At 58.9% G+C, this 21912-nt stretch carries 22 protein-coding genes; 12 read left to right on the top strand and 10 right to left on the bottom strand.

Annotation, left to right across the window (positions count from 1 at the left end; translation table 11 throughout):
• The first annotated feature begins 2 nt into the window (after window positions 1-2).
• The gene (locus AC2FJF_RS18095; RefSeq protein ID WP_496726607.1) at window positions 3-491 is read left to right on the top strand and encodes a hypothetical protein; all 489 of its coding nucleotides are present in this window, start codon (window positions 3-5) and stop codon (window positions 489-491) included.
• Here AC2FJF_RS18095 and AC2FJF_RS18090 read toward each other — a convergent pair.
• Complete coding sequence (locus tag AC2FJF_RS18090) at window positions 488-1129, bottom strand: ribonuclease T2 family protein (RefSeq protein ID WP_496726606.1); 642 nt, start codon at window positions 1127-1129, stop codon at window positions 488-490. The genes AC2FJF_RS18095 and AC2FJF_RS18090 overlap by 4 nt on opposite strands.
• A 128-nt stretch (window positions 1130-1257) precedes the next feature.
• Here AC2FJF_RS18090 and AC2FJF_RS18085 point away from each other — a divergent pair, with 128 nt between their 5' ends.
• Together AC2FJF_RS18085 and AC2FJF_RS18080 are read left to right on the top strand one after the other, a co-directional pair.
• Entirely contained in the window at window positions 1258-2019 is a 762-nt protein-coding gene (locus AC2FJF_RS18085) for a DUF1013 domain-containing protein (RefSeq protein WP_496726605.1), read from the top strand.
• Between the two features lie 53 nt (window positions 2020-2072).
• On the top strand, window positions 2073-2462 hold the full coding sequence (locus AC2FJF_RS18080) for a hypothetical protein (protein ID WP_109310705.1): 390 nt from the start codon (window positions 2073-2075) through the stop codon (window positions 2460-2462).
• A gap of 38 nt (window positions 2463-2500) precedes the next feature.
• On the opposite strand, the gene AC2FJF_RS18075 is transcribed toward AC2FJF_RS18080, so the two are convergent.
• Both AC2FJF_RS18075 and AC2FJF_RS18070 read right to left on the bottom strand, forming a co-directional pair.
• Window positions 2501-3529 carry a permease gene (locus AC2FJF_RS18075; RefSeq protein ID WP_109310704.1) on the bottom strand — a complete coding sequence of 343 codons (1029 nt, stop codon included), beginning with the start codon at window positions 3527-3529 and terminating at the stop codon, window positions 2501-2503.
• Window positions 3522-3830 (bottom strand): ArsR/SmtB family transcription factor, encoded by a 309-nt coding sequence (locus AC2FJF_RS18070; RefSeq protein WP_058272522.1) that lies wholly within the window; start codon window positions 3828-3830, stop codon window positions 3522-3524. The genes AC2FJF_RS18075 and AC2FJF_RS18070 overlap by 8 nt, the downstream gene beginning before the upstream one ends.
• A 134-nt stretch (window positions 3831-3964) precedes the next feature.
• On the opposite strand from AC2FJF_RS18070, the gene pdxR reads away from it, so the two are divergent.
• The 6 genes from pdxR to AC2FJF_RS18040 all read left to right on the top strand — a co-directional run bounded on the left by pdxR (window position 3965) and on the right by AC2FJF_RS18040 (window position 12957).
• The gene (pdxR, locus tag AC2FJF_RS18065; RefSeq protein ID WP_496726604.1) at window positions 3965-5425 is read left to right on the top strand and encodes a MocR-like pyridoxine biosynthesis transcription factor PdxR; all 1461 of its coding nucleotides are present in this window, start codon (window positions 3965-3967) and stop codon (window positions 5423-5425) included.
• Window positions 5426-5549: 124 nt separating this feature from the next.
• The gene (xsc, locus tag AC2FJF_RS18060; RefSeq protein WP_496726603.1) at window positions 5550-7325 is read left to right on the top strand and encodes a sulfoacetaldehyde acetyltransferase; all 1776 of its coding nucleotides are present in this window, start codon (window positions 5550-5552) and stop codon (window positions 7323-7325) included.
• Between the two features lie 4 nt (window positions 7326-7329).
• The gene (gene pta, locus AC2FJF_RS18055; protein WP_496726602.1) at window positions 7330-8352 is read left to right on the top strand and encodes a phosphate acetyltransferase; all 1023 of its coding nucleotides are present in this window, start codon (window positions 7330-7332) and stop codon (window positions 8350-8352) included.
• Between the two features lie 78 nt (window positions 8353-8430).
• Window positions 8431-11244 (top strand): molybdopterin oxidoreductase family protein, encoded by a 2814-nt coding sequence (locus AC2FJF_RS18050; protein WP_496726601.1) that lies wholly within the window; start codon window positions 8431-8433, stop codon window positions 11242-11244.
• Between the two features lie 91 nt (window positions 11245-11335).
• A complete protein-coding gene (locus AC2FJF_RS18045; protein ID WP_058279787.1) occupies window positions 11336-12085 on the top strand; it encodes a 4Fe-4S dicluster domain-containing protein in 750 nt (249 codons plus the stop codon).
• Complete coding sequence (locus AC2FJF_RS18040) at window positions 12085-12957, top strand: dimethyl sulfoxide reductase anchor subunit family protein (RefSeq protein ID WP_496726600.1); 873 nt, start codon at window positions 12085-12087, stop codon at window positions 12955-12957. The genes AC2FJF_RS18045 and AC2FJF_RS18040 overlap by 1 nt, the downstream gene beginning before the upstream one ends.
• 130 nt (window positions 12958-13087) lie before the next feature.
• Here AC2FJF_RS18040 and dapA read toward each other — a convergent pair whose 3' ends face one another.
• Window positions 13088-13960 carry a 4-hydroxy-tetrahydrodipicolinate synthase gene (gene dapA / locus AC2FJF_RS18035; protein WP_496726599.1) on the bottom strand — a complete coding sequence of 291 codons (873 nt, stop codon included), beginning with the start codon at window positions 13958-13960 and terminating at the stop codon, window positions 13088-13090.
• A 133-nt stretch (window positions 13961-14093) separates the two neighbouring features.
• Here dapA and AC2FJF_RS18030 point away from each other — a divergent pair, with 133 nt between their 5' ends.
• Window positions 14094-16058, top strand: a complete 1965-nt coding sequence (locus AC2FJF_RS18030) for a lytic transglycosylase domain-containing protein (RefSeq protein WP_496726644.1) — start codon at window positions 14094-14096, stop codon at window positions 16056-16058.
• On the opposite strand, the gene AC2FJF_RS18025 is transcribed toward AC2FJF_RS18030, so the two are convergent.
• Window positions 16032-16901: a DMT family transporter gene (locus AC2FJF_RS18025; protein WP_282120289.1), complete on the bottom strand. Its 870-nt coding sequence runs from the start codon at window positions 16899-16901 to the stop codon at window positions 16032-16034. The two genes, AC2FJF_RS18030 and AC2FJF_RS18025, sit on opposite strands and share 27 nt — an antisense overlap.
• Window positions 16901-17563 (bottom strand): tRNA (5-methylaminomethyl-2-thiouridine)(34)-methyltransferase MnmC2, encoded by a 663-nt coding sequence (gene mnmC2, locus AC2FJF_RS18020; protein WP_496726598.1) that lies wholly within the window; start codon window positions 17561-17563, stop codon window positions 16901-16903. Before mnmC2 ends, AC2FJF_RS18025 begins: the two co-directional genes overlap by 1 nt.
• 49 nt (window positions 17564-17612) lie before the next feature.
• Here mnmC2 and AC2FJF_RS18015 point away from each other — a divergent pair, with 49 nt between their 5' ends.
• Window positions 17613-18653: an NAD(P)/FAD-dependent oxidoreductase gene (locus AC2FJF_RS18015; protein ID WP_496726597.1), complete on the top strand. Its 1041-nt coding sequence runs from the start codon at window positions 17613-17615 to the stop codon at window positions 18651-18653.
• Here the strand turns inward: AC2FJF_RS18015 and AC2FJF_RS18010 are convergent.
• The 4 genes from AC2FJF_RS18010 to AC2FJF_RS17995 form a co-directional block, all read right to left on the bottom strand.
• Window positions 18645-19445 carry an HTD2 family dehydratase gene (locus tag AC2FJF_RS18010; protein WP_496726596.1) on the bottom strand — a complete coding sequence of 267 codons (801 nt, stop codon included), beginning with the start codon at window positions 19443-19445 and terminating at the stop codon, window positions 18645-18647. The genes AC2FJF_RS18015 and AC2FJF_RS18010 overlap by 9 nt on opposite strands.
• A 49-nt stretch (window positions 19446-19494) precedes the next feature.
• Window positions 19495-20037, bottom strand: a complete 543-nt coding sequence (locus AC2FJF_RS18005) for an NADPH-dependent FMN reductase (protein ID WP_108861149.1) — start codon at window positions 20035-20037, stop codon at window positions 19495-19497.
• A 114-nt stretch (window positions 20038-20151) separates the two neighbouring features.
• On the bottom strand, window positions 20152-20823 hold the full coding sequence (locus AC2FJF_RS18000; RefSeq protein WP_496726595.1) for a YiaD family glycine zipper/OmpA-like lipoprotein: 672 nt from the start codon (window positions 20821-20823) through the stop codon (window positions 20152-20154).
• A gap of 108 nt (window positions 20824-20931) precedes the next feature.
• The gene (locus AC2FJF_RS17995) at window positions 20932-21621 is read right to left on the bottom strand and encodes a helix-turn-helix transcriptional regulator (RefSeq protein WP_496726594.1); all 690 of its coding nucleotides are present in this window, start codon (window positions 21619-21621) and stop codon (window positions 20932-20934) included.
• Window positions 21622-21724: 103 nt separating this feature from the next.
• On the opposite strand from AC2FJF_RS17995, the gene AC2FJF_RS17990 reads away from it, so the two are divergent.
• The gene (locus AC2FJF_RS17990; protein ID WP_058272537.1) at window positions 21725-21910 is read left to right on the top strand and encodes a hypothetical protein; all 186 of its coding nucleotides are present in this window, start codon (window positions 21725-21727) and stop codon (window positions 21908-21910) included.
• Window positions 21911-21912 lie beyond the last annotated feature (2 nt).

Genomic DNA, 21912 nt, shown 5'->3' with positions numbered 1-21912 from the left:
TTATGAAACGCCTTTTTGCCCTCGCGCTTACCGCCTTTACAGCCACCGCCGCGTTTTCGCAGGAACTGATCGACAAAGGCTTTATCGAGGGCTGGAACATTATGATGGACCCCGCGCTGGGGAATGGATGCCTGATCCAGACGATCTACCAAGACCTCTCAGTCGTGCGGCTGGGCTATGACGCGCTGGACAATCGCGGGTATTTCGCCGTCTACAACAAGGCGTGGGGCGACATCAAACAGGGTGAGAGTTATCCGATCCGGTTCGATCTGGACGGCAAAAGCTATAATGCCACTGCCATCGGCTTCAATCAGCGCGATGTGCCAGGCGCAACCGTGTTTTTCACCGACCGCAGCTTCGTGAATGCGATTGCGCAGAACAAGACCATGACGGTCTACAACCCCGCAGGTGAGACGGTGATGGCGATTGATCTAAAAGGCACGGCCAAAGCGCTGGAATATGCCCGGGACTGCCAGAACAAGAAGCTCTAACGAATCGGATCAAACAGGGCGTCTTTGGCGGTACAATCTCGGATCACGTCTCGCCCACAAGGCACGGGTTCAAGGTCGCGCGACAGGCACAGGCGGACCTCTTCTATATAGCCCTGCTTGCAGGTCACAGTGATCATGTCGCGCTCAAGGCCGGGGTTGGCTTTCAGAAATGCTTCTTCCACGACCGATGCAGGCAGTTTGACCGAGGCGTCCAGCTTGCGGAATACCTGAGGACGCTCAACCGCCTCATACGCCTGCCGGGACAGCGCATAATAGTCGGACGCGCTGAGGCCCGAGCAGGTCCCGTGCTTTTTCCACTGATGCCACGCCAGACCGGAACTGCCCTGAATATCCGTCATTTTGCGTGACATAGCGCGCGATGGCGGTGCCTCGGGCGTGCGGCAGAAGGCGGGCCAGCCCTGATGGTACTGAGGCCACAGACCATGCAGGATCCAGCCATGGTCATGCCGAGTGTCGCATTGATCCGATCCGCGCGCGTCGCCTTCGCGGGCGCACCAGTTGGGCGACCAGCTAAGCGACAAGACGTAGTAGTCAAACTCGCCTGCCTTTTCGCCATCGCCCAGCGCCGCCATTGCACCGAAAATCCACGAAACCAGCCCCAAAACAACCCAGCGCATTCGCCTCTTCCCTTCTTGCCTTGGCGCGACTATATACGGACCAAGTTCCCCGACAACGGAAACCTGCCCCAAAAAAGGGGCCGCCGAATTCCGGCGACGGGAAAGATGTATTTATAGGAGACGGGCTGATGGCAAAACCGCTTATGGCCAAGGCAACAGCCGTATGGCTGGTGGACAACACCACGATCAGCTTCAAGCAGATCGCGGATTTCGTAGGCATGCACGAGCTTGAGGTGCAGGGCATCGCAGACGGCGATGTGGCCGCTGGCGTGAAAGGCTTTGACCCCATCGCCAACAACCAGCTGACCCAGGACGAGATCGACACGGCGCAGAACAACCCGCTGCACAAGCTGAAGCTCAAGTTCAACCCCGCTGCAAGCGGCGAGGAAAAGCGTCGCGGTCCGCGCTATACCCCGCTGTCCAAGCGTCAGGACCGTCCGAACTCGATCCTGTGGTTGGTCAAGTTCCACCCGGAACTCAGCGACGGTCAGATCGCCAAGCTGGTGGGCACCACCAAGCCGACCATCCAGTCGATCCGTGAACGGACCCACTGGAACATTTCCAACATGCAGCCGATCGACCCCGTTGCCCTGGGTCTGTGCAAACAGTCCGAACTGGACGCGATCGTGCAGAAGGCCGCAGCCAAGAAAGCTGCCGAAGGTGGCGTCATGAGCGATGACGAGCGCCGCAAGCTGGTCTCGACCGAACAATCGCTGGAAATGGACGCGGCGCCGAAGATCCCGACTGCCATCGAAGGTCTGGAAACCTTCTCGCTGTCGGACGACCCTGCGGAAGAAAAAGAAGAAGAACCAATCCTCGACGCGGACAGCTTCTTCAACCTGCCCAAAGGCGGTGCCGACGACGAAGACGAAGACGATCCGCGCTCCTAAGGCACAGACAGCCTCGGCCTGAACGGACCGGGGCTTTTTTTTACGAGAAAGCCATGCTGAACGTTCTTTCCAAACTATTTGGACCGCATCGCGCCGTTTCGATCTATGCCTTCCTGAAGACCTGGGGTTTGCCCGTGGCAGGCGGTGTTGGTCTTGTTGCCGTCGCTGCTGGTTTGCTGATCTTCAACGACAGCGGCGAGCACGAGCATGAGGCATTCATGACCGTCAACGTCTTGTCAGCGACACCCATCAACGGGGACCTCAAGAACGGCGTCATTGCTTCGGTCCGACTGCCGGACGGGTCTGCGACCTCGGTCACTTCTACCGACGCTCCGGTCTCACAAACCGTTGGCACCACGGCCTGCATCGAAAAACGAGTGTATGTTGATAGTGGTGAAGCGCGGTATCGGTTCAAACTGCCGCGCCACTGCGAAACCGGATAAAAAAACCCGCCCGCCAAGTGCACCGGGCGGGTTTGATTTCAGATCATCTGGAACAGAATGCCAGCGGTGATGGCCCCAGTGATCCCCAGCCCCAGATAGGTCGCAAAGACCCGTGGTTTGACCAATGACCAGACCGCGGCCATTGCCGGGATCGAACTGACGGCACCCGCGACCATGAAGGACATCGCGGCCCCAGCGCTCATCCCCTGTTCCATCAGGCCTGCCAGCAGCGGCGGCGCGACGTAGGAGTTCAGGTAAGCGGGCATCCCGACCAACGCGGCAATGACAATGGGTACAACACCGTCACCGCCGACAACGCGCGCGATCAGATCGGCGGGCACATAGCTGACCAACAGCGCCTCGAGCACATAGGCCAGAGCCAACCATTTCAACAGAAACAGGCTGTTGTGAATGAACTCGGACCGGAAGCGCTGACGACGCTCGGGTACCTGCCAGAACTTCCAGACAGGTTTGTCCTCTGTTTTAGGTCCGCATCCGCAGCCAGCCGGTTTGTATTCGCGCAGAGGCTGGGCAAACGCACCACCTCGCATCAGGGCACGGACGGCAAAGCCCCCAAACAGACCCAATGCGACAGCTGCAATGGCCTTGCCGATTGCAAATGGCCAACCCAATGCGCCTGCCGTGATCAACAGGGTAGGTGGATCAATCAAGGGCGAGCTGAGCCAGAACGCCATGACAGCCGACAATGGCGCACCAAGTGCCAGCAGACCAGCAATAAACGGAATGACTTCGCAAGAACAGAACGGTGCGAGGCCGCCGAAGACTGCGGCCAGAAAGATCATCCGCGTCTCGCGCCCCTCAAAGGCGCGCGCAACCATCACTTCGGCACCTGTCGCCTTGAGGTAAGACAGCAGCAAGACGGCGAACAGAATGTACTGGCCCGTATGGGCAAGGGCTTTACCCGCAAAGGTTACAACCTCTCCCCAATTGCCGGGGTCAAGGACAGCCACAAGCGCCAGAATGGCCACGATCACCGCCCATGGGGTTTTGATCAGATCGACGGCAACCTTTGCGGGTGCCTTTGGGTTTTGTGTCAGCTCAGCCATCGTTCGCAGCCTTTCCCACTTCGTCCGCGCAGCATTCGCTAAGAATGAACTGCGCGAGGCCTCTCAATTCTTCATAATTTGCGCGGTTGATGGTGGCGCGCCCGATTTTCTCTTGCTCGACAACACCGCCGGCCGCGAGAAACCGCAGGTGATGGGCCAATGTCGAAGGCGCAATGCCTGTGCGGTTCTGGATTTCCCCAACGGTCAACCCCGCCTCACCAGCCCGAACCAATGTCTTGAGAACCTTCAGTCGCGCTTCAGAGCCCATGGCCGAGAATCCTGCTGCAGCTGTTTCCCACATCTGACTTCTCCATTAAACTAAATTTCTAGTTATTTAGGTGAGTCGTTCTTTTTCGTCAAGCGCCTTGTTCACGAATTCTCGAGACGAGATTAAGTCCAGATTGCCCTCGCCTTAAGTCCACCCTATAAGGCGCTATGGGAATATCGGTCGACACATTCTTTCTGGAATTGAACGGACAGGGCACGCTGCAGGCGCAGATCCAGCAGATGATTGCCGAAGGCATCCTGTCTGGCCGGTTCCACGTTGGGGAAAAGCTGCCCTCGTCTCGTAAACTGGCGGCACACCTAGGTGTTAGCCGGATCACGGTGACATTGGCGTATACGGAACTTCTGGCCAATGACTACCTGACTGCCAAAGGCCGGTCGGGGTATTTCGTCTCGCAAAACGCGCCCGTGCCACCCAAGTATTCGCCTGTGCAAAAACGCGATGAAAATGTCGACTGGGACACGGCACTCGCACGCAGGTTCTCGGACGGGGACGTGCTGCCCAAGCCCAGTAATTGGCGCGATTACAAATACCCTTTCATCTATGGTCAGGCAGATCGGAAATTGTTTGACCACGCCAACTGGCGTCTCTGCGCGGTCCGCGCGTTGGGTCACAAGGATTTTGCATCCCTGACCGGGGACTACATGGATCAGGATGATCCGCTGCTGATCGAATTCATCGCCCGTCACACGTTGCCGCGCCGTGGAATCGCCGCCCGCCCCGAAGAGATCTTGATCACTATGGGCGCGCAAAACGCACTGTGGCTGGCCTCACGCATTCTTTTGAACCGCAACCGCACAGCGGTGATTGAAGACCCCTGTTACTATGCGCTGCGGGATCTGTTGAATCACTCCGATTGCAAGGTGTCGCCACTGGCCGTCGACAGCGACGGCCTGACCCCGGATGCGCTACCTGACGAAACAGACGTAATTTTCACCACCCCCAGCCATCAAAGCCCGACAACGGCAACCATGCCCGTTGAACGCCGCTACGAGCTGCTGAAACGCGCCCGCGAACTGGACGCCATGGTGGTCGAGGACGATTACGAGTTTGAAATGGCCTTTCTGGGATCCCCGTCCCCGGCCCTCAAGTCAATGGATCGCGACGGACGGGTGATCTATGTGGGCAGCTTCTCGAAGTCGCTGTTTCCCGGATTGCGGCTAGGCTACATTGTTGGGTCCGAGCCCTTTATCCGCGAGGCACGAGCCTTGCGTTCTTTGGTGCTGCGCCACCCGCCGGGCCATATCCAGCGCACTGCGGCCTATTTCCTGTCCCTGGGCCATTACGATGCTCAGATTCGGCGTATGTCCAAGACTCTGGCCCGGCGCCGCGAAGCGTTGGATGCTGCAGTCGAACAGTACGGGCTTACCGCTGCCGGACGCGGAATCATGGGCGGCTCGTCTCTTTGGATGTCGGCCCCCGAGCGTGTGGACACGACCAAACTTGCCCAAAAGCTGCAGAGCCAGGGCGTCCATATCGAACCAGGCGCCCCGTTCTTCAATGGGTTGCACCGACCGCACAACTTCTATCGCCTTGGATACTCGTCCATTGGCCGGGACCGCATCGGGCCGGGGGTGAAACTGATCGCGGACGCCATCCGATCCGCCTAGCACGACTCTGGACATATCCCGCCTAACGTTCTGGCCCTAACGCCGCTTCGCCCCTTGCGCCAAAACCGTATCAAAGGCGGGTGCTGTGCCCGAACCTTTCTTCAATTGTGCGGAGAACACTCAGATGAAAATGACCACTGAAGAGGCCTTTGTTAAGGTTCTGCAAATGCACGGTATCGAACATGCGTTCGGTATCATCGGCTCGGCGATGATGCCGATCTCGGATATCTTCCCGGCTGCAGGCATCAATTTCTGGGACTGCGCCCACGAAGGTTCCGGCGGCATGATGGCGGACGGCTACACCCGTGCCACCGGCAAGATGTCGATGATGATCGCGCAGAACGGCCCCGGCATCACCAACTTTGTGACTGCCGTTAAAACCGCATACTGGAACCACACCCCGGTTCTGCTGATCACTCCGCAGGCAGCCAACAAGACCATCGGTCAGGGTGGCTTCCAGGAAATGGAACAGATGCGCATGTTTGCGGACTGTGTTGCCTACCAGGAAGAACTGCGTGACCCCAGCCGTGTCGCCGAAGTTCTGAACCGCGTCATCCTGCAAGCCAAGCGTGCTTCGGCACCTGCTCAGATGAACATCCCGCGCGACATGTGGACTCAGGTCATCGACATCGAGCTGCCCAAGATCGTCGAATTCGCCGCGACTGCTGGCGGCAACGAAGCACTGGACGAAGCCGCAGCCCTGTTGTCCGACGCCAAATTCCCGGTCATCCTGAACGGTGCTGGCGTTGTTCTGTCCGGCGCGATCCCTGCATCCGCCGATCTGGCCGAACGTCTGACCGCACCGGTCTGCGTTGGCTATCAGCACAACGACGCCTTCCCCGGCTCGCACCCGCTGTTTGCCGGTCCGTTGGGCTATAACGGCTCGAAAGCAGGTATGGAACTGATCGCCAAAGCGGACGTTGTTCTGGCTCTGGGCACTCGTCTGAACCCGTTCTCGACCTTGCCTGGCTACGGCATCAACTACTGGCCGACCGATGCCAAGATCATTCAGGTTGACCTGAACCCTGATCGTATCGGCCTGACCAAAGACGTGACCGTTGGCATCGTCGGTGACGCCAAGAAAGTGGCCGAAGGTCTGCTGGAACGTCTGGGCGACAACGCCGGTGAAGCAGGTCGCGAAGACCGCAAGAACCTGATCGCCACCACCAAATCGGCTTGGGCGCAAGAACTGAGCTCGCTGACCCACGAGAACGACGATCCGGGCACCACCTGGAACGAGCGTGCACGTGCCGCTAAGCCCGACTGGATGAGCCCCCGCATGGCATGGCGCGCAATTCAAGCGGCGCTGCCGACCGAGGCAATCATCTCGTCCGATATCGGCAACAACTGCGCCATCGGTAACGCGTACCCGTCCTTCGAAGAAGGCCGCAAGTACCTGGCACCTGGTCTGTTTGGCCCCTGTGGTTACGGCCTGCCTGCCGTTGTTGGCGCGAAAATTGGTTGCCCGGACGTTCCGGTTGTCGGTTTCTCGGGTGACGGCGCATTTGGTATCGCTGTGAACGAACTGACCGCGATTGGCCGCGAAGAATGGCCCGCCGTGACCCAGATCGTTTTCCGCAACTACCAGTGGGGCGCTGAAAAGCGCAACTCGACCCTGTGGTTCGACGACAACTTTGTTGGCACCGAACTGGACCAACAGGTCTCTTATGCCGGTATCGCAACCGCATGTGGTCTGAAAGGCGTCGTTGCACGCACTCAGGACGAGCTGACCGCGGCCCTGAACCAGGCGATCATCGACCAGAAAAATGGCATCACCACTCTGATCGAAGCCATGATCAACCAGGAACTGGGCGATCCCTTCCGTCGCGACGCCATGAAAAAGCCGGTCCGTGTTGCCGGTATCGACGCGGCTGACATGAATACGTCGGCCGGGGCATAATCGCGTGAAGCCACTACGCACAATTCTCGGAGCTGCCAGCAGCTCCGACAAGATCATCGCCCTCGCTGAGGGCGATGATCCACGTGTTGTTGAAGGTGCTTTGAAGGCCCGCAAGGAAGGTGTCGCGCGCATCATTCTGGTTGGCGACAAAGCCAAAGTAACTGCCCTGCTGGCCGAACAGGCTGGTCAGGATGTCGACGGCATCGAAATCCACGATCCATCGGACTCTCCCCATGCCGAAGCGTTTGCAGCTGAGCTTTTCGAGCGGCGCAAGCACAAGGGCATGACGCCTGAAAAGGCCGCTGAAGAAATCAAACACCGCCTGAACTATGCCGCGATGCTGGTTCATACCGGTAATGCCGACGGAACCGTCGGCGGAGCTGTTGAGACCACGTCGGCCACAGTGCGCGCCGCTTTGCAGATCATCGGCAAAGCGCCCGACGCGACCATGGTTTCCAGCTTTTTCCTGATGCTCTACTGCCGCGATCACCACACGGTCCGCGGAGCGCATATCTTTGCCGATTGCGGCCTGGTCGTTGATCCGAACGAACAGGAACTGGCCGAAATCGCCCGGGCATCTGCCGCGTCTTTCAAGGCGCTGACGCATGAGACGCCCCGCGTTGCAATGCTGTCCTTTTCCACCGGCGGCAGCGCAAATCATCCGAAGGTCACGAAGGTCAGCGAGGCCACGCAGATTGCAAAATCGGCCGACCCCGATCTGTTGATCGACGGCGAGCTGCAGTTTGACGCCGCATTCGTCCCCGAGGTGGCTGCAAAGAAAGCCAAGGATTCGCCCCTGCGCGGTGAGGCAAATGTCTTTGTGTTCCCGAACCTCGACGCAGGCAACCTTGGCTACAAGATCGCGCAGCGTATTGGGGGTGCCGAAGCAATCGGCCCGGTCCTTCAGGGACTGGCGAAACCGGCCAACGACCTTTCACGCGGATGCTCCGCCGAGGACGTTCTGCACATGATCGCGGTTACAGCCGTGCAAGCAGAAACATCCAAAACCCGGACAGACGCCTCGTAAATCCGGCTAAAGCGAAATACTGTTCCGATTGATCTCTGCTCATGAGAATAATCGGACCAAAAGCCACAGGGACCAGAAATGAACCAGCCAATCATTAATACCTCTCCCAAGGTCTCTGATGAGGTCAGAAAAACAACGTGCTACATGTGCGCCTGTCGCTGCGGCATCAACGTACACATGAAAGACGGCAAGGTCGCCTATATCGAAGGCAACCGCGATCACCCGGTTAACAAGGGCGTCTTGTGCGCCAAGGGCTCGGCAGGGATCATGCAGGTCAATGCACCCTCGCGTCTGCGCGCCCCACTGAAACGTGTCGGGCCCCGTGGTTCGGGCAAGTTCGAAGAGATCAGTTGGGACGAGGCCCTGGACATCGCCGTTGGTTGGCTCAAGCCGATCCGCGAGGACAACCCCGAGAAACTGGCATTTTTCACAGGTCGGGACCAAAGCCAAAGCTTTACCAGCTTTTGGGCACAGAACTTTGGCACCTGTAACTATGCGGCACATGGCGGGTTCTGTTCTGTGAATATGGCCGCCGGCGGCATTTACACGATGGGTGGAGCATTCTGGGAATTCGGCCAACCTGACTGGGATCACACCAAGCTGTTCATGCTGTTCGGTGTTGCCGAAGACCACGACAGCAACCCGATCAAGATGGGCATCGGCAAGATCAAGGCACGTGGCGCACGGGTGATCGGCGTCAACCCGATCCGCTCGGGCTATAACGCGGTGGCTGATGATTGGGTCGGGATCACTCCGGGCACAGACGGTTTGTTCATCCTGTCGATGATCCACGTGCTGATGAAGGCCGGCAAGATCGATCTGGACTATCTCAGCCGCTACACCAACGCGCCGGTGCTGATCGACGCATCCGAAGGCCCCACCAAGGGTCTGTTCCTGCGCGATGAGAATGGTAAGCCGCTGGTTGTTGATCGCAACACGGGCGAGCTGACGGCGTTTGACAAACCGGGTGTCCGCCCCGACCTGTCGGCGACCTTTGAGAAGGATGGCGTCACCCACCGGCCCGTGTTCCATCTGATGGCCGAACGCTACCTCAGCGACGAATACGCGCCCGAGAACATCGCCGAGCAGTGTGGCATCCCCGCCACCCGTATCCGCGCCATCGCGGGCGAGTTGGCCCGCGTTGCCTTTGACGAGGCGTTCGAGTTGGAGCGCGAATGGACTGATTTCCGCGGCGAAAAACACACCAAGATGATCGGTCGCCCGGTTGCAATGCACTCGATGCGCGGTGTCTCGGCTCATGCCAACGGTTTCCAGACCTGCCGCGCACTTCACGTGTTGCAGATCATCCTTGGCACAGTCGAAGTCCCCGGCGGCTTCCGCTTCAAACCGCCCTATCCCAAACCGGTCGAGGCGCACCCGAGACCGCACTGCAAGGTGACCCCGAACACGCCGCTGGACGGCCCGCATCTGGGCTTTGTTCAAGGGCCAGAGGATCTGGCGCTGAAGGCAGACGGCAGCCCGGCGCGGATCGACAAGGCATTTACGTGGGACAACCCGATGTCCAGCCACGGGCTGATGCATATGGTGATCTCGAACGCACATGCGGGCGATCCCTACAAGATCGACACGCTGTTCATGTACATGGCCAACATGTCCTGGAACTCATCCATGAACACCAAAGGTGTCATGGAAATGCTGACGGACAAGGATGAAAACGGCGATTACGTAATCCCGCATATCATCTATTCCGACGCTTATTCGTCGGAAATGGTGGCCTATGCCGACCTGATCCTGCCGGATACCACCTATCTGGAACGGCACGACTGTATCTCGCTGCTTGATCGCCCGATCTGCGAAGCGGATGCTGCAGCCGACGCAATCCGGTGGCCGGTGATTGAACCCGACCGGGACGTCAAAGGCTTCCAATCAGCGCTGGTCGAACTGGCCAACCGCTTGGGGCTGCCGGGCTTCACCAATGAAGACGGCAGCGCCAAATGGACAGATTACGCCGACTATATCGTCAATCACGAGCGCAAGCCCGGCATCGGCCCACTTGCCGGTTTCCGTGGTGAAAACGGCGACAAGGAAGGCCGGGGTGAGGTCAACCCCGATCAGTTGAACCGCTATATCGAAAACGGCGGCTTCTACGTGGCCCATATCCCCGAGGGCGCGGATTACTACAAACCATGGAACGCAGCCTATCAGGATTGGGCTGTCGGCATGGGCATCTATGACAGCCCGCAGCCATACCTGTTCCAGCTCTATTCCGAGCCGATGCGCAAGTTCCAGCTTGCCGCCGAAGGCCATGGCGAACGTCAGCCCCCGGAACACCTGCGGGAACGCATCAAAGAGACATTGGACCCGATGCCCATCTGGTACGAGACCGACCAGACCGGCAACGAGGGCTTCACCGTCAACGCGCTGACCCAGCGCCCCATGGCGATGTATCACAGTTGGGGAACCCAGAACGCATGGCTGCGCCAGTTGCACGGCCGCAACCCACTTTATGTTCCGACTAAGCTGATGCGCGAGAATGGCCTGAGCGACGGTGATTGGGCCAAGGTGACCTCGCCGCATGGCGAGATCACGGTGCCGGTCATGGAAATGGCGGCCCTGAACGAGAACACCGTCTGGACCTGGAACGCCATTGGCAAACGCAAAGGCGCATGGGCGCTGCAAGACGACGCGCCCGAGGCCACCAAGGGCTTCCTGCTGAACCACCTGATCCACGAACTGCTGCCGCCCAAGGGCGATGGTCTGCGGTGGGCCAACTCTGACCCCATCACCGGTCAGGCCGCATGGTTCGACCTGAAAGTGAAGATCGAAAAAGCTGACCCACCAACGGATGCGGAAAGCCAACCGGAATTCCCACCGATTGAATCTCCGGTCGGAACTGGACCGAAGGATTTGGCATGGAAGGTAGGCAAATGACCCGATCCCTGCGTCATCTGGCCAAAAATATCGCGGGGTCTGGGGCAGCGCCCCAGTCCGCCCTCACCAAAAAAGCGGAGGCAAGGTAGTCATGACCCAGCTCCCCACATCCACCGACCGCAAGATGGGTCTGGTCATCGACCTGGACACCTGCGTTGGCTGCCACGCCTGCGTCATCTCATGCAAAGGCTGGAACACGGAAAACTACGGCGCGCCGCTATCCGATCAGGACGCGTACGGCGCCAACCCGTCCGGCACGTTCCTGAACCGGGTGCACTCTTACGAGGTGCAGCCTGCGGAAGGTCATGCCCAGCTGATCCACTTCCCCAAATCCTGCCTGCACTGCGAGGACGCACCTTGCGTCACCGTTTGCCCCACAGGGGCCAGCTACAAGCGGGTCGAGGATGGCATCGTTTTAGTCAATGAAAGCGACTGCATCGGTTGCGGCCTGTGCGCTTGGTCCTGCCCCTACGGCGCACGTGAACTGGATCAAGCCGAAGGTGTGATGAAGAAATGCACCCTCTGCGTTGACCGGATCTATAACGAGAACCTGCCGGAAGTGGACCGGGTCCCATCCTGCGTACGCACCTGCCCCGCAGGCGCGCGCCACTTCGGTGATCTGGGCGATGCGGACAGCGATGTCAGCAAACTGGTCGCCGAACGCGGTGGCATGGACCTGATGCCGGAAATGGGCACCAAGCCCGTCAACAAATACCTGCCGCCCCGGCCCAAGGATAATGTCGAAGATCAGATCGACATCCTGGCCCCGCTGCTGGCCCCGGTCGCTGAAGAACCCAAAGGGTTCCTTGGCTGGCTCGACAAGACTTTGGAGAAGCTCTGATGCATCCAGCACCTTCCGTTATCATCTTCACGACACTGTCGGGCCTTGGCTTTGGACTGTTGCTCTTTCTGGGGCTTGGTCTGCCTGACGTCTCTGGCTGGGTCGCTTTTGTCTTTTTCGCGATCGCCTACGCCCTGTCCGTTGGCGGGTTGATGGCGTCCACCTTTCACCTTGGCCACCCCGAGCGGGCCTGGAAAGCGTTTACGCAATGGAAGACCAGCTGGCTCAGCCGCGAAGGCTGGTGCGCGGTCATCGCTCTGATCGTCATGGGGCTTTATGCGATTGGCGTGATCTTCCTAGGCCAGCGCTGGAGCATTCTTGGCTGGATCGGTGCGCTGTTTTCGCTACTGACCGTATTCACCACGTCGATGATCTACACGCAGCTCAAAACCATTCCCCGCTGGAATATGAACCTGACTCCGGCCATGTTCCTCAGCTTCAGCCTGGCAGGCGGTGCCCTGCTGGCCGGACAGGCACGTGTTGCGCTGCCGCTATTGCTGATCGCTGCTTTGGTGCAGATCCTGTACTGGAAAAAGGGCGACAAAGCTCTGGAGGAGTCCGGAACAAATCTGGGCACCGCAACAGGATTGGGCGATCGCGGCACCGTGCGTGCATTCGAGCCTCCTCATACCGGCACCAACTATTTGCTGCGTGAATTCGTTCACGTCGTTGGCCGCAAACATGCCGAAAAGCTGCGCATCATCTCGTTTGTGTTGGCGTTTGTCCTACCGGTTGTCCTGCTGCTGTTGCCATTCGGCCATTTCTTCGCGCTGCTGGCAGTGCTCTCCCATCTGGCCGGTGTAGCGACGTCACGCTGGTTGTTCTTCGCACAGGCCGAGCATGTCGTCGGACTGTATTACGGAAAACGATAGGGGCTCTGCCCCCCGTCGCGACAAGCCGCGACTCCCCCGGGATATTTTGGTCCAGATGAAGCCTGGATCCGGAACAAAAAAAGGCGGCGCTCGAAGTTCGAGGCCGCCTTTTTTCACTTTTGAATTCGTTCTAGATGAGACCTGCGTGCTGAAGCGCCGCGTCTATCGCGGATTTGGTGCTGCTTTCCAGCCCGGATAGGGGCGAGCGGACTTCCTCGCTGCACAGACCCAATTTGCTGAGCGCGTATTTGGCACCCACGAGGCCGGGCTCGATAAAGATCGCTTCGTGCAGGGGCATCAGGCGGTCCTGATACTCTAACGCCTTGGTGTAATCGCCGTTCAGCGTCGCCTGCTGGAATTCGGCACACAGTTTGGGCGCGACGTTCGCGGTGACCGAGATACAGCCCACACCGCCATGCGCGTTGAACCCTAGCGCAGTCGCGTCCTCGCCAGACAACTGACAGAAGTCCGGGCCGCAGGAGGCACGCTGCTGGCTGACACGTGCCAGATCGCCGGTCGCGTCCTTTACACCGACGATGCGCGGCAGTTTCGCCAACTCACCCATGGTTTCAGGGGTCATGTCGATGATCGAACGGCCGGGAATGTTGTAGATGATGATCGGAATATCCGCGCAATCATGCAGCGCGCGAAAATGCATCAGCAGACCCTTTTGCGTGGGCTTGTTGTAATAAGGCGTCACGACCAGAGCTGCATCCGCACCCACTTTCTGCGCGAATTGCACAAACCGGATGGCCTCGACAGTGTTGTTTGACCCAGCACCTGCGATCACGGGAACACGGCCAGCTGAAGCCCTTACAACCTCATCCACAACAGTTTCATGTTCTTCGTGGCTCAAGGTGGGGCTTTCGCCGGTGGTGCCAACGGGAACCAGCCCGGTGGAGCCTTCCTGAATCTGCCATTCCACCAAGTGTTTGAGCGTCTTCAGGTCCAACTCGCCGTTGCTAAACGGTGTGACGAGGGCTGGCATAGAGCCTTTGAACATGACACGCTCCTTAGGTGCAGTTTGTAATTTTTACGCCTCGGTTTGCCAGAAATCTGTCTTTCTTGAGTTGAACCCGACGGCGCAAGCTTTATCCTGAATGGCTGTATCCTTGGTTGGTTGGGAAATGCAAGGGATGACACGCTTTCTGGCGTTTTTGACGGTCGTAATTCTGATTTCGGGCACACAAGTGCGGGCCGACGCCGCAGGTGATCTGCGGGCCGGTATGAATGAAATGCGCAAGGGGGACTGGAATGAAGCCCTGCGTGTGTCTGGTGCGCGGGGCTCAGTGTCTCGGGATATCATCGTCTGGCACTGGCTGCGCGAAGGGTTTGGCAGTTCGGGTGACGTTCTGGTGTTTTTGGACCGTCGACCAGACTGGCCTGGTCTGGCCTGGTTGCGGCGTAAAAGTGAGCCCGCCTTCACTGGCGCCGATCCGGACCGCGTTGTTAGATTCTATGCCGAACAGCCGCCGCAAACCGCAGAGGGTGCGTTGAACTATGCAGTCGCATTGAAGGCAAAGGGTCGTCAGGGAGATGCCGAGGCCGATATCGTCGCGGCATGGCGGACCATGCCCATGGGGTCTGGTCTGCAGAAGGACTATCTTGAGAACTTTGGCAAGCTGCTGAAACCCCATCACGCCGCACGCCTGGACCGGATGCTATGGGACAATCATCTTGTCAGCGCAGGTCAGATGCTGCCGCTGGTCGGCGCTGATCAGCGCAAACTGGCTGAGGCGCGGATCGGTCTTCAGAAACGGCAACCCGGTGTAGACACCAAGGTGGCGGCAGTTCCGAAATCGCTGATCGATTCTCCGGGACTGGCTTTTGACAGGTTTGTTTGGCGCGACAGGAAAGAGTTGGACGACAGCGCGATAGACTTGATGCTGGCGCGTTCTTCCGGTCCTGATGCGTTGGGGGAGCCTGACAAATGGGCCGAAGGCCGCCGCCGGTTGGCCCGGCTTGAGATGCGAAATGGGGACCAGAACCGCGCTTATCAGATTGCAGCCAATCACCACATGACTCCTGAAATGGGCTATGGCTATGCGGATCTGGAGTGGCTTTCCGGGTTTCTGGCCTTGCGGAAGCTGAATGATCCTGCGACCGCGATCCGGCATTTCCAGAACTTCTCGGACGCGGTGAAATCGCCGATCTCGAAAGGACGCGCCGGGTATTGGTTGGGTCGTGCCTATGCGGCCCATGGTGACGCCGAAAACGCCTATGACGCTTATGCGATGGGTGCAGATTATCAATCCTCTTTCTACGGCTTGCTGGCGGCAGAGCAGATCGGGCGTCCTTTCGATAGTGAGTTGGCCAACCCACGCAGGGCACCCCATTGGAAACAAGCTGAGTTCTCCAATTCAAGCGTACTGGAAGCCGGGCTACTGCTGCTGAAGGCTGACGAAGACACCCTGTCTGAGCGGTTCCTGACTCATTTGGTGGAAGGGCTGGACCCGGTTCAGGCCAATCAGTTGGGCGATTTGGTGATTGAGTTGAAGCAGCCGCATCTGGCCGTAATGATTGCCAAACGCGCTGCAACAGTCGGCTTGGTTTTGCCAGCCGCCTATTACCCGGTGCATCCGGTGGCCGACATGGGTCTGCCCATGGCCAAGGAAATGACACTGGCCATTGCCCGTCGGGAAAGCGAGTTTGACCCCGTTGTGATCAGTGGAGCCGGCGCGCGCGGACTGATGCAGGTCATGCCGGCCACGGCAAAGCTTGTTGCCAAGGAATTGGGCATTCTAAGCGGCCACAAGACGATCAAGCTGACTTCGGACTGGCAATACAACGCCAAGCTGGGTGCCAATTACCTGTCCGGTCTGGCCGCTGATTTCAACGGAAACGTTGTGATGATGGCTGCAGGATACAACGCAGGTCCACGTCGGCCGATGTCGTGGATGGATCGCTATGGCGACCCGCGCGCAGGTGAGATCGACGTGGTCGACTGGATTGAGACGATCCCGTTCAGCGAGACCCGCAACTACGTGATGCGTGTGTCGGAAAGCCTGCCGGTCTATCGCGCCCGGCTTGGCCAACCTGCCTTGCCGATCCCGTTCTCGCAGGAATTGGTCGGGTCAACGCTGGCGTCTTTCGCGCCATAGGGTGAACAGCCCGGCGGCGACAACCAGCGCTGCGCCTATGACCACTTCGGGGCGCAGCGTTTCACCAAAGACCGAGATTCCCAGGATCGCGCTCCAGACCAGGTGGAAATAGGCGAAGGGCTGCACCGCGCTGGCCTCGGCCATCTCATAGCATTTGATCAGCAACCAATGCCCCAGAACGCCGCTCACGCATAGCAGCGCCATCCAGGCCCAGTCCGTCTGGGCCATCGGCTCCCAGAACCACATTCCCACGAGCGTCATGGCGACGGCACCGCTGACGCCTGTCCAGAAAAAGCTGGTGGCGGAATTGTCCCGGCGGGATACGTAACGGGTCAGCAAACCATAGACTGCAAACATGAAAGCCGAGATCAGCGGTACAATGGCCCAAGGGTTAAAGACCCCTACACCGGGCTGCAGGATGATCAGAACACCGATGCACCCAACGCCGATTGCGGCCCAGCGTCGCCAGCCGACCTGTTCGCCCAATACCGGCCCGCTGAGAGCAGCGATCAACAACGGGTAGCAGATGAATACGGCCATCGCGTCAATCAGGCCCAGAACAGTGAAACTGAACACAGCGACGCAGATCTCGGCCGCCAACAGCAGGCCACGAAATATTTGCAGCTTAAGTTGGCTTGTCTGGGTGGTGGCTTTCAATCCGCCGGGCGCACGTGCGGCCAAAGCGATGACAAAGGCCGCAAAGAACCAATACCGGATCATCACTACCATGTAGGTGTTGTAGGTTCCTGCCAGATGGCGCGAGATACCGTCCTGCAGTGCAAAGACGATGGTCGCCCCGATCATCAACGCAATCCCGGCGCGCGTATTGTTCTGTTGCGTCATTATTTGACAGCGCGGGTCATGTGGCGCTTGCGGCCATAACCGGGTGCGCGTGCAACTATGAAACCGGCATCCTCAAGCCCCCGTCGCACGAACCCGGCGGCTGTATACGTCGCCGCCGTCCCACCAGTGGCCGTGTGGTCGGCGACCTGCTGCATCAGGTCTGCGCCCCATAATTCGGGGTTTTTAGCCGGAGAGAACCCATCCAAGAACCACGCATCGGCGGCACCTTCCCATTCTTGCAGGGTTTGACGTGCATCGCCTTCAACAACCTCAAGCCGCAGGGTGCCCAAATCACATGTGCCTCCCTCCCATTGCGCAAGGAACCGGTCAGACCAAGGTGCAAGTTCAGGAAAGGCTGCCAGCGCTCGGGACATATCCACGGGTGCCATCGGATAGGCCTCAAAACTGGTAAAGGACAGGGGCGTCGTCTGGCCGGAATTCTCCCACTCTGACCAGACAGTCAGCATGTTCAAGCCGGTGCCAAAGCCCAATTCAGCAATGTGGAAACCAGATGCGAACCGCGCAGGCAGCTCATTACCCGCCAGAAACACATGCCGCGTCTCTTCCAGCCCGTTCTGCAACGAATAATACGGGTCGTCGAAACGATCCGAGACGGGGATCTGATCCTCAGTCCATGTCAGTTCGGCGCGCTGGTCTGCCATCGGGGAATCCTGTAGCTAAGCGGCGCGACACTGAACAAGGTAAAGGGGAATGGCAATGGTCGATGTGACGGTGCGCGGTGCAGGGATTTTCGGCCTGTCTATCGCCTGGACCTGCGCGCGGCGTGGCGCAAAGGTGCAGATCGTCGACCCTTTTGGTCCCGGAGCCGGATCCAGCGGTGGTCTGGTTGGCGCACTGGCACCGCACGTGCCTGAAAACTGGAATGCCAAGAAGGCGTTTCAGTTCGACAGCCTGATCATGGCCGAACCATTCTGGAAACAGGTCGAGGCCACAGGCGGCGTCTCACCCGGATATGCGCGGCTGGGACGGTTGCAACCTATCATCGACACCCGAACGCTGGAACTTGCCCATGCCCGCGCCATCACAGCAGCGGAACTGTGGCAGGGTCGCGCTGAATGGTGGGTCGTCGAAACAGCCGCGGTCGGTACATGGTGTCCGCCCAGTCCTACCGGTTTTGTCATCCATGATACGCTGAGCGCTCGCATGCATCCGCGCCGGGCCTGTGCGGCCTTGGTTGCGGCATTGGCTGTGATTGGCGTCGAGGTCGTAGCCGACGCACCAGATCGCGGACAGGTTGTCCATGCAACCGGGCTTGTCGGACTGCAGGAACTGAGCGAGGCGTTTGGTAAAACAGTCGGCAACGGCGTTAAGGGACAGGCGGCTCTGTTGCGGTTCGATGCGGGTAAGGTTCCACAGCTGTTTGCGGACGCGATCCACTTCATACCGCATGCGGACGGGACATTGGCGATTGGATCGACCTCTGAGCGTGACTATGACGACCCGACCAGCACGGATGCAGCTCTGGATGACGTTCTGGACCGGGCGATGCGGGCCGTTCCCGTCCTGCATGGCGCAGAGGTCATCGAACGATGGGCAGGTGTACGGCCGCGCAGCAAAAGCCGCGCACCGATGCTGGGCGCGCACCCGGTACACAAAGGTCAATTCATCGCCAATGGTGGCTTCAAGATCGGCTTTGGCATGGCCCCGAAAGTGGCCGCGGTCATGGCAGATCTGGTTCTTGAGAACCGGGACGCGATCCCGAGTGACTTCAGACCCGAAGCATCACTCTGATCGCGGGACAAACTCGGCGGACATGCATTGCCGCCCATCTGGTCCGCGCACCCACATCGCTTGGCCATTCCGGCACAAGGTCGCCGTCTCAGAGTGCATTAGCGGCGATGACGCGCGAAATGAAAACTGAGCCAAGGGACCTGCCAGATCCTCGGCAAACGGCATCAATAATTGTGCCAGCAAAGGGCCATGAACGACCAGGCCGTCATAGCCTTCGACATCCCGCGCGTAGTCCAAATCGTAATGGATACGGTGCCCATTGAAGGTCAGCGCCGAGTATCGGAACAAAAACGTGCTGTCGAAAGTGACGTCTCGCCTGTCGGTTTCATCGGTACGGGCCATAGGTGGCTTGGGCTTGATGTCAGTACCCGAAGGGTCAGGCCGATAGACCAGATCCTGCCATTCGCTCAGACACAATTGACCGTCCTGAGAAATCTCGTGTCGCAGGGTAACAAACCCCAGCGGTCCCGTCCGTCCGGTTTTTGTCGCCGCACTTTCAAGAACAGACCGGCGCACGGCTTTTGAGCCCGCGACCAGCGGCGCGTGAAACTGCAACCGTCCCCCGGCCCACATCCGACGTTGCAAGCCCATATCGGGGATCAGACCGCCCCCAACCTTTGGATGCCCGTCCCGCCCCAAACTGGCAGGCGGCTGAGGGGACCAGAAATACAGCTGGTGAAAGAACGGCGGCAGGTGATCGCCCGCATCGAATTTCTTATGGGAACCAAGCGCCGCCAGCAGCGCAGAGGCGCGGGCCGGATCCATCACATCGGTCTGTATTTCGTCAGTCATGGCGGCAGACTATGCAGACGGACCAGAGCCGGCAAGCAGCCTCTCGATCTTAGAACCCAGCCTCAGCCCGCAGTTTCTGCATGAGTGTCCTCAGAGAACTTTCATAACGGTCGCTCAGCAATTTCCCCTGCTCATCAAACTCGTTCGAGCTGCTGGCCAGATGAATTTCTGGCCCCTGCAGGATACGAGGCTGGAACGGAACCATATAGCCGCGCAGAACCATCTGCGCCCGCTCGCCACCTGCGCGTCCTGCGGCAGCTGACATCACGGCAACCGGTTTGTCGGCCCAGGGGCGGCCATCGGTTCGACTGACCCAGTCCAAAGCGTTTTTCAGAACACCCGACGGGCCTTTGTTATATTCCGGGGTCGAAATGATCACGGCATCAGCCTGCGCGATCTGATCGGACAAGGTTTGCACTGCGGCAGGAATGCCCTCGCCATCCTCAAGATCACCATCATAAAGCGGCAGGTTCAGATCAGCTTCGATATGCGTTCCCGGCTCGAACAACCGGGCCGCTTCGCGCAGCAATTTGCGGTTGGTGGCACTTTGGCGCAAAGAGCCGGACAGGCTCAGAAGGATGGGGTCAGACATTGGGAAACTCCGCTTTGGTGTTTCCCAATAGCTAGCGTAACTTTCGCACGCACCAAAGACCGGATGACGCGCAGTCAATGTGCGAAAAATGGGCACCCGAAAGTGCCCATGTCATTATGTGTTTCCGTTCGGAATGATCTCGATGTCGACCCGGCGGTTCTGGGCCTTCCCCTCGGGCGTCAGGTTAGAGGCAATCGGGCGGTTTTCGCCCTGGCCGATGGTTGAGATGCGTGCACCACTTACGCCATTGGCTTGAAGAATATCGGCGACAGACCGCGCGCGGCGTTCAGACAGACCCTGATTATATGCGGCGTCGCCGTCGCTGTCGGTATTGCCGATGACCTGCACGTTCGAGTTGGGGTAATTCACCAGATTCTGCCCCACCCGGACCAGATCGGCCCGCAGTGCCGGGCGCACGGTCGCGCTGTCGGTGTCAAAGGTGATATCATTCGGGACGGTCACAATCAGTCGGTCGCCAGCGTTGGTAACGATGATGCCCTGATTGGCCAGTTGCTGACGCAATTCCGCTGCTTGCCTATCCAGTTGGTTGCCTATCAGGCCGCCTCCTGCCGCACCGATTGCACCGCCTGCCACGGCCCCCAAAAGTGGATCAGATCCATTGGCAATAGCGCCGACACCTGCACCAATCAGGCCGCCGAGAATTGCACCTTGCTTGGTGTTCTGGTTCGGGTCTGAGGGCAAGTTCAGCGTACCGGGGTCCGTACAGGCCCCCAAAAACAGGGCCGAACACAGCCCAGCGGCAAGAACACTCTTGGAAATCGTCATGAATTCACCTTCTGCTCTGGGGTCCGTTCACCGGACCCGCTTTGTTTGGCGCAGTATATCGCGTTACCTTATCTTAGGCTCAAGCAACAATCGGGTGAAGTCGGCAAATTACCGCCGTTCAACAGGATCCAATTGGTTCTGGTCTTGCCAGATCGCTCGCAAAGGCTCCCCCTGCCCGCAGAAATGATCGTCTGTAACGTCGCAGGCCCAAATGCGATCCGTACGAAAATGGCGAAACCCATTCCTCAGCTCACACCACGCCGCCAACATCGTGCATTCAATGTGGTAGATAAGGGCGACGGGCCTGACGATCCGCTCGGTTCGCTCACCTTGGGCATTCACATAGGTGATGAGAATTTTGCGTTCAGAGCGGATGGCCTCGCGATAGTTTACGACAGGCACGCACCCCTTGGCCGGATCATCCAACGGTGCACCCCATGGGGCGACTTGCAGCCAATCCGCAGGCGCGCGCAAAGCGTCGATCTTGCGGCAAACACGGTCCGCAGCTTGTTGCAGGGTGCTATCCCCGGTGCGCGCCAGCATCGACAACCCGACCCACAGCGCCTCGACCTCTTCAGCGTCAAAATTCAAGGGTGGCAGGTCATATCCCCGCCGCATCAAGTATCCCACTCCGGCTTCACCCTCGATCGGGGTTCGCTGTGCCTGCAAAGCGGCGATATCGCGATAGACAGTACGCGCTGACACTTCGAGCTTTTCTGCCAGTGCCTCGGCCGTCACAGGCACATCGGCCGAGCGCAGGATCTGGATGATTTCAAACAGGCGGGTCGAGCGGCGCATAAGGTTCTCCAGTCATTCTGCTGACACACTAGCACACGCCCCTGACAGGGTGGTGTCAGGAGTGATCTGCGATCTTTGGAAAACAAACCAAAGGAGGTCGACCATGCCATACCTCGACAATCACGTGATGATGACATTGAAACTGGACCGCTGGGCGCAGGATCACACTTTACGCGCGTTCGAGATCGAACGTGAAATTATGGCTGCCCGTCAGCCCTGCGCACCGCGCAAACGGACCAAGCGGTTCTCGCTAGGCAACCTCAAGATGCTGTGGACAAGCACGGCCTGAGG

Source organism: Ruegeria sp. CDSB013 (assembly GCF_059611165.1).
This window is presented reverse-complemented; position numbering and strand designations above follow the sequence as displayed.